This is a genomic window from Alistipes sp. UBA1686, assembly GCF_002320215.1.
Classification (GTDB): domain Bacteria; phylum Bacteroidota; class Bacteroidia; order Bacteroidales; family Rikenellaceae; genus Alistipes; species Alistipes onderdonkii.
In genome coordinates this window covers 270592-281524 of record NZ_DCKA01000016.1, presented here as the reverse complement: position 1 = coordinate 281524, position 10933 = coordinate 270592, and the positions used below count along the sequence as shown (strand labels likewise).

11 protein-coding genes are annotated in these 10933 nt (G+C 50.9%); all 11 read right to left on the bottom strand.

All coding sequences use genetic code 11. The annotated features are described in order from the left end of the window. Positions 1-10: 10 nt before the first annotated feature. The gene (locus tag B3C38_RS07835) at positions 11-742 is read right to left on the bottom strand and encodes a hypothetical protein (protein WP_022332788.1); all 732 of its coding nucleotides are present in this window, start codon (positions 740-742) and stop codon (positions 11-13) included. A gap of 21 nt (positions 743-763) precedes the next feature. Beyond that, complete coding sequence (locus tag B3C38_RS07830) at positions 764-3982, bottom strand: baseplate J/gp47 family protein (protein ID WP_276791533.1); 3219 nt, start codon at positions 3980-3982, stop codon at positions 764-766. Positions 3983-4109: 127 nt separating this feature from the next. Next, positions 4110-4370: a hypothetical protein gene (locus B3C38_RS07825; protein WP_174760550.1), complete on the bottom strand. Its 261-nt coding sequence runs from the start codon at positions 4368-4370 to the stop codon at positions 4110-4112. A 143-nt stretch (positions 4371-4513) separates the two neighbouring features. Then, complete coding sequence (locus B3C38_RS07820) at positions 4514-4852, bottom strand: GPW/gp25 family protein (protein WP_346987584.1); 339 nt, start codon at positions 4850-4852, stop codon at positions 4514-4516. Between the two features lie 573 nt (positions 4853-5425). Next, positions 5426-6613, bottom strand: a complete 1188-nt coding sequence (locus B3C38_RS07815) for a hypothetical protein (RefSeq protein WP_141417949.1) — start codon at positions 6611-6613, stop codon at positions 5426-5428. Between the two features lie 108 nt (positions 6614-6721). Next, a complete protein-coding gene (locus B3C38_RS07810) occupies positions 6722-7333 on the bottom strand; it encodes a hypothetical protein (RefSeq protein ID WP_141417950.1) in 612 nt (203 codons plus the stop codon). A gap of 160 nt (positions 7334-7493) precedes the next feature. Continuing rightward, positions 7494-7793 carry a PAAR domain-containing protein gene (locus tag B3C38_RS07805; protein ID WP_117508511.1) on the bottom strand — a complete coding sequence of 100 codons (300 nt, stop codon included), beginning with the start codon at positions 7791-7793 and terminating at the stop codon, positions 7494-7496. Positions 7794-7827: 34 nt separating this feature from the next. After that, complete coding sequence (gene vgrG, locus B3C38_RS07800) at positions 7828-9603, bottom strand: type VI secretion system tip protein VgrG (protein WP_276791540.1); 1776 nt, start codon at positions 9601-9603, stop codon at positions 7828-7830. 17 nt (positions 9604-9620) lie between these two features. Beyond that, the gene (locus tag B3C38_RS07795) at positions 9621-10283 is read right to left on the bottom strand and encodes a CIS tube protein (RefSeq protein WP_117508513.1); all 663 of its coding nucleotides are present in this window, start codon (positions 10281-10283) and stop codon (positions 9621-9623) included. Positions 10284-10302: 19 nt separating this feature from the next. After that, a complete protein-coding gene (locus B3C38_RS07790; protein WP_276791543.1) occupies positions 10303-10434 on the bottom strand; it encodes a hypothetical protein in 132 nt (43 codons plus the stop codon). Between the two features lie 38 nt (positions 10435-10472). After that, complete coding sequence (locus B3C38_RS07785; protein ID WP_117508514.1) at positions 10473-10925, bottom strand: phage tail protein; 453 nt, start codon at positions 10923-10925, stop codon at positions 10473-10475. Between the last annotated feature and the right edge of the window lie 8 nt (positions 10926-10933).

The following is a 10933-nucleotide window of genomic DNA, read 5'->3' as shown; positions in this document are numbered from 1 at the left end:
GCGCGGTCTCCTATAATTCCCAGAGGGTTTCGATACGGCAGTAGATGGCCTCCGCACCGCTCTCTGTCCACCGGCTTCTTATCTGGAGACGGATTTTCCCGCCCGTGCGTTGCCAGCGTATCCTGACACGGCCAGACCAGCCCCACCAGTGTTTCCGGGAAGAACGGACACGCCGTTTCCGGCCTTGTGAATGCGAGGCGACGGCTTCACATGCGGAGTACGTGCGGCTATGCCTGTTCAGGTAACAGACGGACAGGCGGTACATCCTGCATCTGTCAGCCGGTTGTCCTGCCGCATCTTCCACGGGCAGGTCGTGCCACAACCCGTCGGCTTTTATCTTCAGGATGCCGGAGCCGGGACTCTCTTCCTCCCCGTCTTTCCCCGAGAGGTATCCGGCCGCTTTCAGCGTGCCCTCCACGGTGACGTTACGGTCGCGGTCTATCGTCAGCACCGTTTTGCCTTTGTCATCCTGTATTCTCAGGCCGTTTTCGCCGTCGAGAGCAATCCGCCACAACGGTTCCGATCCGCCCTGGTCGGGGTCGTCGGTAAAGACGGTGGCTGCCACGCCGCTCTTGCCCGCGGGAAACAGGCGCACGCCGTCGGAGGCTGTGGCTGTCACCTTCCCGTCCTCGTGTATGTTGGTTACGGAGTCTATCAGTTCGGCGAACTGGTCTTCCGTGGGGCTGTCTCCCCGCTGGAAGTACGATTTCAATGTTTTCCTGTCCCTGTATCTGCTGTCCATCGTATCTTGTTTTTAATAGTCCTATCTTATCACGAACCCAGTCCCGATTCCCGCTTCGCCCACGCCGGAACGGCCATTGACCAGTTTCACGTCGAGTTCCTCCACATAGAGCACCCCGCAGTCGCCCGCGGCGGAAAGCATCAGGTCGTCCCTGCCGCCTTCTCCGGTTATGCGATACGTCCTGTCTCCTGTGGTGATATCCAGCGAGATGAAATCGCCGATGCACTCGTCGTTGACGATGCGGGACAGAAGCGCGTCGCATGAATACCGCACACCCAGATCCGGCAGCCTGCCGTCCATATACCACGCCATGAAGAATACGCGGATACGCCTTTCCGTGCGCCGTTTCACGCTGCCGGGGTCGCATGTGTCCGGTTTTAGTACCGCCTTGAAACTTATTTTCAGCGGCTCGTACACGGGGTTGAACGCATGTATCGCCGCGAACGGCGGGGCGTATTTCCGAATGAACCGCTCTATTTCCGACAGTTTCCATCCAGGCAGGGACGGGTATTTCCGCTTCTCAGGTTTGGGGAATACCACGACATGTACGCCGCCGTCCTCTCCCGCATCCGGGATGCAGCATGCCTTTTCTATTTCGGGGAAGCGTTCCAGTATCATTTCCTCGTAGTTGCCGCCACATACGGCGCGGTTGCGTGAGGAGATGCGGATGCGCTGCCTGACACCCGTGTCCGCTTCCGTCTCGGCAGGCTTGCCTCCGCTGCCCGGCATGGGCTGGGTCACGGTGAGGATGCGGCTGTCCGCCATTGCCGGAGCCTGTATCGTCCCGGCAGGCAGGGCGTTGCCGTCGCCGTCTTCAGCCGTTACCCGGAAGCAGTTCAGATAGATGCCGTTCACAATCGTGCTTTCCGGAACTTTTCCGTCCTTGAAAGCGAACCGCAGCCACAGCCCGTTCCCTTTCTCCTTTCCCGAAGCACTTACCTCAATGAAGCCGCTGCGGGTCAAACCGTCCGTTTCCTCGCACAGCACCTCCTCCTCCGGCACTCTTTTCCAGATGCCGTTTCCCATGTACCTGCCGATGGTCAAGGCGCAACCGGACTGTTCCCTGACCGGTTTCCAGTCCTGCACGGCATAGCGCAGGTCGAGATAGAGCCGTACACGGTTCGTGTCGCCCATGTCATCCAGTCCCACCAGCAGGGAGGGATATTCCATTTCGGGCTGGAATGTCGGAGCCGGTTCATAAGAGGACAAGCATTGCTCATAACCGTTTATTCCCGTGAAACGGTACAGGCAGCCGTCGCCCGGCCAAATCGTTTCCTCGGACTTGTAGCCGAAAGTCACGTCGCTAAGCATCGGTACTTGCGGCTGTTCGGGTACGGGTTTCCAATTCTTCTTTTTCTCCCGTCCGTTGTGCATCATCACTTCGGAGAACAGGCGGTAGTAGGCGTTCATGCCGAAGCCCATATCGGGAGCGTCCAGTGTCAGGCGGTAGAAGCCGTTGCTGTCACGGCGGTAGGGCGTCAGGCTGTTGGCCTCCGTGTTCCCCCTCAGCGTAAGCTCAAAGGAGGCTTCCTCGGAGAGCTTGCCTTCTTTGTCCTTGTGGAAAAGCGGTTGCGGAGAGCCGGAGCATTCGTACCAGTGGCTGTTCTCCTGCCACTGGCAGCGCACGAGAAAGCTCTTTTCATCGACGTGTTGCCCGGTGTCGTAGTTCCTGTATATCGTGCCGAAACCGTTCTCGGGCAGCTTCGTCCAGGCTCCGTTCAGAGTTACGGCGGTTATCTCTTTCAAGGCGGCTTCTTCGTGGCCGAAAATCAGCCGGTTGTCCCGTTCGCCCGTCGAACCGAACGGGTAGAACGGTTGCGAGGGGTCAAGCTGCCCCGACTCCCCGATAAGGGTGAAGTTGTGGATGCCCGTCACTTCGGTGGCAACGGTTATGCTTTCGATACGCAGTGTCTGCGGCAGTTCTCTGTCGGCGAACAGGATGCGCAGGGACGGATGTCCGGTGGTAATGCCGTGCAGTTCGTCCGTGCAGGCAGCCGGGGCCTCGTCGCCCTCGCTCAAGGTGAATGTGAGCCGGAGTGAACGGGTCTCTTGCCCGTAGTCCGGTGTATATGTCGTCTGCACCCAGCCCTCGCTGCCGCTGATTTGCAGGATAAATGGCGTGCATGCCGGAAGGTCGGGCATCGGGGTATCTTTGGGGGTAGCCAGACGGAAACTGACGGTTACGGTGCGTCTGCCCTCCGACAGAACGAGGCTGCGCGAAGTAAGCAGCCAGCCGTATTCCAATGCCCTGGCTGCGGGATTGGCGGCATCGAACAAGGGGCAGGCGCTTTCCTGCTCCTTGTTCAGAAGAGGTGTGATGTGCAGGCGATTGCCTTTGGCCGACAGGGCGTATGCTGCAAGGATGCGTGCCGGGATGATGTATGCCTTTTCCGCGGTGGCATAGCACAGGTCGGAGCCGTCCGCCTTTTTGCCGGCGGTGAACTTCGTGCCTTTCGGCAGCGGGAAGGTTTCCGTGATTTTCTTCCTGTCCGGGTCGATGACGATGAGCGTGCTGTCCTGCACCGCCGTTTTCGGGGTGTCGTGCAGGATATTCCGGCGGTAGAACTCCGCCCAACTGCAGAAGCGGGCGTTGAAGCGTTCCGCGATACCGCAATAATTTCTGACGAAGGTGAGCAGCAGGGCGAGCGAGGCATCCAAATCGCCGCTTTGTTCAATACGTGTAATGTATTCGCCGCCTTTCTTCTGTATGTCCGCCACCGTGCCGAGCATTCCGTAGTAGGGCCGGTTCATGTCGTTCAGCGGGGTGAAGAAAGATTTTGGGCGGGGTTCCGTATTCCGGGGAACGGCTTTCTCCAGTTGTTCGAGCAACTGTCCTGCCACTTCCACGGCAGGGCTTTCCGTTGCCTGACTGCGGCTCCGGTCGATGTATTTCCCCAGGCGGCAGGCCCATCCCGTAAACTTGTCTTTCAGGTCGTTCGTGTATTCGGTCTGGGCCGAGGTGCCGCGTCCGTCCACGAAGGAGTCCACATAGCCACACACATCCTTTTGCAGGATGTCCACCAGTACCGTCAGCACATGGTTCTCCCACAATGACGACAGCCTGCCGTTCTCCTTGTCCGTGCGGTCATAGTAAGGTAGGTTGCCGCTTACCGACATCAGCCAGCGCAGCAACTCCCGCCAATCGCTCTCCAAGGGGCGGAAGCCGTCCGGCATGGCGGTGTCCTGCATGCACTCCTCCCGCAGCGTGCCTTTCTGTTCGTATGTCGTCTTTTCTGCCATTATGACATCGTTTATAAATTACCATATCATTGGAGGCTCTTGTCCGATACCGGAAAAAAGAAAACCGCTTTCCTCGTGCGGCCTTGTGTCGCAAAGGGGAAGCGGAATAATGGAGTTATAATAAATCTTACGGTAAGTCCGTAACGGCGGTTGCAGGTATTTCCAGTTTGGAGAAGGCGAATATCTTCTTGCCGAGATCTTTCAGCGAGGCTCCGGTATGACAGATATCCGCACCGTCGGTAATAAGGATGCGGCCATGGCTTCTTTGGTATATGTGCGCCTCTATCGGAGGGTATTGGCGGTGTGCCGTTCCAAGTCCAGCTGGAACCGGCGGCTTGTCGTCTGTGTGCAGATGTCCCTTCACTCCGTCGTTTCGTTTGCAGAACATCACAATACCGTTTATTTCGTTTTTGAAAAGATAAAGATACTATAATTATCCGTCTGTTAATCAACCGTACAGCTTTTTCTCATTATTCCTTTTTCTTTTCCCAGCATGTCAAAGAGCGATTTGTATCTTTAATTATTGATCCTTTACAACCCGGCAAGGTCGGTTCCTTCATTCAGGTAGAAAGGATAGACCATGTTGGTGCGCCTGTTGGTTTGCCGAATAGTGTAGTCCAAAGTGATATTCAGAATGCCTTCCTTGTCGTTCACCTCGAAATCCACCCGGTTCAAGTCCACCCGCGGCTCGAACATCACCACCGCATGTTCTATTGCCTCACGCAGCAAAGTCTGCGTGGAGATGTCCATTGCCTCGAACACATACCGCCGCACAAGGCAGCCGTAGTCATAGCGGTGGACACGCTCGCCGGGTGAGATGCTCAGCAGCGTCCACAGGCTCTGGCGTATCTTCTCTTCATAGGCAGCCATTCTGGTAGGAGTGCCGACCCTTTCCAATGCCGGAGGGAAGCTCCAACCGTTACCGAGGAATGTTTTGTTATCGTTCATATCTGTTCTATAATTATCATTATTGTTTTTCGTTATTGCCATTTAATCGTATCCTTGTATGCGGGGGAAAATAGCACCTCCAACAACACCTATTATAGCTTCTATTCCTCCTCCTGTTAACCCGCCAAGCAAAGCACCTTAGAACCTCCCGAAAGAAATCCTGTACCATTTCCAGCTCCTGCAAATTCTAAACTACCAGCCAATCCCATTTTTTATCCAATCATCTCTTCTCTGAATTGTTTTGTCACATTATTATAGATTGATATGACATTTCTTCCATCTTCAATCACTACCCGTTGTCGTACTCCGTTGACACAAAATTGTCGGGAATTTTATTTCCAACAGATTCCTTATGTTCGCTTGCTTCGTACATGGTTGCTGGATTTCAGCGTTGATACTTCGGTTCGTTTATCCCTGTTTCACCTTTATCCTATCGGATTATGAATCCTTGTACTCTTGACCAGAGCGGATAACATATCCGCCGGGACGGAATTTTCATATTTTATTCCACTTGTATCCTAATTTCGCCCAAATATACCATCTTCTTAGTTGCCTTTCATTTGAGATTTTAAACCAATTTCCCCTGTCGCAAAGTGCTATTGGGAAATCAGGATGTAATAACGCCTCAATAATTGGCTCGCCGTGCTTTTCTGCAAAATCTTTAAAATTGACTTGAGCGCCATGCTGGAATCTCTTTTGGTCGTTACTATATCCCATTTTATCATTAATGTCCATCAACATACCTGTGTCTCCATGTCTTTCCCCAGAGTCCATATCACTTGCTTTGGGAACTCTTGGATAACCTATCTCGATTCTTTTTTGATTGCGTCTGTTGAGCTTTCTAAATTTAACAATATCATGCACATCGTAGTCTCCTGTTATAAAATTTCGATGCCAACTTGGTTTTTTTTCATTCTTGGTGTCTTTTCCTATATTCTTACATGAGGCCAAAGACAAGTATGTTCCCTCAGCTTGTATAATCTTCTTTTGGGGAACTTTCTTGTATGATTCTACGCCCTCCTGAGTTAAATAGAAACCATCAATTGTTCCGTTGCTCCAATGAGGAACCATCCCCGACATCTCTTTCGGCAAGTCAAGTTCCTTCAAAACTTTTTTTAATGCTTCTCTTCTATTTTTATATCCGATATTCATTTTATCCGCAATCAGAGGTGCTGTTTTGGGCTTTAGCGACTTGTCCAATATCGAATGAGGCTTCGTGCCAGCACCTTGTGCTAACCTTGATAATGATTCTCGCCCGGTTTCTCTAATACTGATAGCACATCTTTTTTCTTTTGTATATTGTTCTATTACAGCGGCATCCTTCGGTAATGTGAACATAGTATGTAATTCGCCATAATACATCAGGGGCGGACTGTCATCTTCTCGAATCGGTTTAGATGGGCCGGCAGATTTCCATTTTCTATTATCGATGCCCAGCAATCCTATCAACTCGCTAAATAAGTAATGTTTATCAGATTCGATCAAGTGTTTCAGGAATGTAATTTGTTTTATATTCAATTCTAATTTCATGCGCTCAAATTCTTTCTGAGCCCTGTCGATCCCTATAACTTTACCATTCAAGAATACATGGCGTTGAATTGCTTGAGGGGGGCGATTATATCTGTTACGCACAGTTGAAATAGTGCGTGGATAAACATTTATATTTTGTCTCGCTTCGTACATAATCATCCGATTTTGAAATTTCGAGATATTTTTCTTGTCTCTTTCGCAGAGGCTACTGCTTTAATTCAGATTTACCTCAGCAGATCGGGATCACCGACGAAAGGTGTCTTAGCCAATTAAGTTTATTTTATTAGGAAGAGATTGCGGTTCAGTCCCTACAAGATGGTCGAAGCATGGTATATTACCTTCTTTCTTGACCATTACTTTTACCTTGGCGTTGCCGTATTCAAATTCAGCTCTTGAATATTTATCATCATGTTCATTATAACTTCTTAAAATCGTAATGGCAGGATATTCATTTGTCGAAATATATTGTTTACCATAAGACACATCTTCTGCATCATTTATGGTACTCAGTAAATTCTCACAAAGAACAGTGGAAGTGCAAAACAGCATAGTGTGTTTTGGCTTACGGTCTTTTTTATCCCGGTGATAGTAAATTGCTTCAAGAATATTTGCGTTATTTTCCTCTGTTCGCATTGAAGGAAGAACACTGCCTTCTGCAATATGTTTTGCCTTAAATTCTTGTCCCATATCATTATGCAAGTCGCATTTTTTAATAAACTGAAGTGCGGATATTGACTGGTTTCCCTGTACACGTTTTTTTTGCGGTACAGATCTTTCTCTGTTGTCATTCATTCGTAATTGTTGTACACTTTTCTTCTCTGTAACGGAAAACTTATGGGAAACCGCAGCTTTATGTTGTTTTGCTTCGTACATGGTTTTCAATTTTTAATGGTTAGAAATTACTGTTCTGTGGCATTACCGTCCGTCGCTTCATCTTTCAAGCAAGCGGCGAGGGGCAGAAGCGATGCTCCGAAAATCAGTCTTGATAAATTCCTCTTGCTCATACCATTATTCTTTTTATATTGTTTTACTGTTATCCTCCAATCTGTACCGTGGGGCATCCGGCGACTATTACGCCTCCGTGTGCCGTGGTGTCGCCCATGCGTGCGGCAGGCTTGCCGCCAATCATCACTGTGGCCGATCCTTTGATGATGCTGTCGGGCGGTCCCGTACATATGCACATATCACCCATGACTGCCGCAGGCAGTTTGCCTATCAATACCGTAGGTGCTCCGGGACCTATGACCGGGCCGCCTGCATGGGGGATGGGTGGCAAGCCCGGTGTCTGCATCGGACAGGTGTGCATGTCTGTTATTCTTGCAGCAGGCGGCATAATACTATCTGCTTAAATTCTTATAATTTGCTATTTAGTTAATCATCACCATTGCACCCTTTACGGTGGTCTGGCCGCTTGCCGAGAGTTCCGCTGTGGCGTTGCCCTTGACGGTGGCTCCCACCTTCGCCTGTACCTTGACATTCAGCCCTTCGAGGCTGACATCCTGCTTGGCTGTACCGCTGATTTTCATCGTGGCATCCATCGTGATGTTGCCTTTGGCTTTCAGCGTAATATCTTTTGCGGACGAGAGCGTGATGCCGTTCTTGTCCATCATGATTTCATTCTTGTTTTCATCAGTCAGACGGATGTGCTTCCCGTCATCGCTAATTTCCACCGTATTCTTTCCGGGGGTGGAGACCGTTATGATTTTCTTCTCCTCGTCGAACTCGATGCGCATCTTCTGGCGTGTGACCAAGGCTTTCTTGTTGTTCTCCGCCTCGTATTCGTAGGGCGGCTTGTGCTTTTCACCATAGATTGAGCCGAGAATGACGGGATTGGCCGGGTTGTTATTCACGAAACCCACCAATACCTCATCGTTCGGTTCGGGCAGCCAGAAACTGCCTGAACCGTTGGTAGCATATAATGTGGAGAGACGTGCCCAAAGCAGTTTGTCCTGTCCCTCCATCCACGGCAGTTCCACCTGTATGCGGTACTGCTTCTGTGGGTCGCCGTCCAGTTTTTTCACCACCGCCGTATGCAGCCCTTCCATGCCTGGCAGCAAGCCTGCCGCAGGGGGGCTTACCACATCCGGCTCGTCTGTGATATTGCCGGGGTTGATGCCGATTCCGGCTTTGGTAATCCATTCATTATGCTCGATGATATGCTCCACCGAACCGATGAAGGCGTTGCCGCCGAACCGCCTGCCCAAGCCTTTCAGTTCGATGATGCAACCCGGTACGGCTTCTGCTGCCCCGTAGAAGCTGAACGAACCGTGATAACGTGCAAGCCCGGCTTTCAATGCCATGCTGTCTGCCCATACTTTCAGCACTTTGCTGTCCGCAGGGGCATCGGTTTGGAGCAGCATATTATCGGCTGCGGCTATGTTCTCCGGTTCCAGGTCTCCCTGCTTGTTCAGCTTGGGAACGGAAGCACTTTCCTTGACGGACTTCTGTTCCGAAGGGTTCCACGACACGGCATCATACCCCGAAAACTGGTCGCTTGCCGATAGTCCGCCGTCAAAGTCTATCAGGTCGTTGCCGTAGGTGACGGTCAGCACGGGCAATGCGCCCGCTGTCGGTTTGAATGCCTTGATGTCGCTGCCCGTGGTGAGAATGAACATACCGCAGGCATCGGCACGCGAGAGGGCGAAATCCCAGTCCGTACAATAGTATTGCACCATATCGGGGTGCTGGTAGTCCGTGCTGTCTGCCGACACCTTGCCATATGCGGAAAGGACTTCCTCTATCATGTCCGAGTCTTTCTTCTTCTCGAAGATACGGTTCTTGCGCACCTGTGTGGCAGCGTAGGCGTTATCACGGCATTCCACCGTCATCAGGGAACGGTGTCCCTTGCCGATGCGTATGCCCGTATCCAGAATGATGCCATCGAACAAAGTCTTCAAGTCATTCAGTTCGCCTGCGTCGATACGGATAGCAGTGCCCGGCTTGAAACTGTCAGAGTCGGATTCGTCGAAAGTCTGCTTATCCATGTCTCCGGCATTGAAACGCAGGGTGGCTTTGCCGATGCGGTTCAGCTCCAGGCGGACATGAGCCGACACCAGTTCGAAGGCGTCCCCCAATGCCTTGCCGTTGCAAAAGACTTTGCACGCAAGGTTGCGGCCTGCATATTTTGACGGTGAGTCTGCCATATATTTCCCCCTTTCTTCTATTCCTTTTTTAGTGGCGGAAACAGGAGTTCCGTTCCTGCCGGTATGTTTCTGAAACTGTTCAGGTTGTTGAACCTTGCCACCTGCCGCACCAGCAGGGAATCCCCGTAAATCTTGTGGCACAGGTAAGGAAGCGTTTCCCCCTCCTTGACGGTGATAAGGCGGGACATGTCGGGCGACTGCTTGTGGAACTTCTTACGTTCCTCCTCACTGCACCGGAAGCCCGTAAAGGTCAACTCGACAGAGGCACGGAGCGGAACACCGCTGTTGCTGAACAAGGTGTATTTCACATCCATCTTCTTTATCTGGCCTTTGAACAGCAGTTCGACATATTGGATAAGGACGTAAGAGGGACGGTGTCCGTCACTGTTATATATATACAGCAACTTCTCCAACTCCTGTATCTTGTTATATACCTTGTCATTATCTCCGGTTCCCTCTATGATGCCCGTACAGTCAACGGTTATCTTGAATGAAAGGTTTTCCGGTTTGTAACGTTCGAACCGGGTATTCCCGCCTATGGCACCAAGCTGTCTGTCCTCACGATACACGATTTCTTTCCCGAACTGTAGGGTGTCTGGATCCATCAATACCGTATAGTCATCACCTATTTTGCTCCTATACTTTGCATCGGTATATGCCGTGAATTTCAATTTTTCCATCTTACCGGTTCAATGTTGTTCAACGTTCTTTCTTTCTTCTTTCTGCACGAATGCCCGCGCCGTGTTCCGAAAGTTCCTCCACCACCTTTTGCTTGAGGCGTTCGTAAGTCCTTTCAGAGATTTCTTCGGGAAGAATGACTTTTTTCTCCACTACAGTGCTAACATGTATTTCCTTTATGACTATCGGCATTATTTGCTCCTCCTTATTTCTTCGTATTTCAAGGTTATCGTTTCAATGGCTATTTTGCTTTCCGACGCATTCAGTGGAGCCATAGACCATTTTACAGGAATGACACGTGTGCAAATCCAGCTTGCAGCTATTTTATTCTTTTCATCAAGAAGAGTAACGGTCATGTTGCACGGCTTTATTTTTGCCCCATATTTGAACCGGAATGTATTCTTCACCCATGCGGTGATTTTCTCATTGATAGCTTCAAGCGCACGCCTCAGCACCAAATCGTTTACCCTGACATCTTCCGGGAGTCTTATTCCTGCCTGGTCTTTCCCGTTTTCAAACACAAGCTCCTGACCAAGGCCATCCACCTCTGCAAAAGAGGCGGATGCCTTGTTGCCCTCCCATTGAAATTCCACCTGAAAGTGAAATGCTACCGGCGGTTTCCATGTCTTGCTGTCAGGAGCCATATCTCAAC

Excerpts from the sequence above, each read along its gene's own strand:
- B3C38_RS07795 (WP_117508513.1), bottom strand. The coding sequence starts at position 10,283 with ATGGAAAAATTGAAATTCACGGCATATACCGATGCAAAGTATAGGAGC.
- vgrG (WP_276791540.1), bottom strand. The coding sequence starts at position 9,603 with ATGGCAGACTCACCGTCAAAATATGCAGGCCGCAACCTTGCGTGCAAA.
- B3C38_RS07825 (WP_174760550.1), bottom strand. The coding sequence starts at position 4,370 with ATGTTCTGCAAACGAAACGACGGAGTGAAGGGACATCTGCACACAGAC.
- B3C38_RS07810 (WP_141417950.1), bottom strand. The coding sequence starts at position 7,333 with ATGTACGAAGCAAAACAACATAAAGCTGCGGTTTCCCATAAGTTTTCC.
- B3C38_RS07815 (WP_141417949.1), bottom strand. The coding sequence starts at position 6,613 with ATGTACGAAGCGAGACAAAATATAAATGTTTATCCACGCACTATTTCA.
- B3C38_RS07785 (WP_117508514.1), bottom strand. The coding sequence starts at position 10,925 with ATGGCTCCTGACAGCAAGACATGGAAACCGCCGGTAGCATTTCACTTT.
- B3C38_RS07805 (WP_117508511.1), bottom strand. The coding sequence starts at position 7,793 with ATGCCGCCTGCTGCAAGAATAACAGACATGCACACCTGTCCGATGCAG.
- B3C38_RS07830 (WP_276791533.1), bottom strand. The coding sequence starts at position 3,982 with ATGGCAGAAAAGACGACATACGAACAGAAAGGCACGCTGCGGGAGGAG.
- B3C38_RS07835 (WP_022332788.1), bottom strand. The coding sequence starts at position 742 with ATGGACAGCAGATACAGGGACAGGAAAACATTGAAATCGTACTTCCAG.
- B3C38_RS07820 (WP_346987584.1), bottom strand. The coding sequence starts at position 4,852 with ATGGCTGCCTATGAAGAGAAGATACGCCAGAGCCTGTGGACGCTGCTG.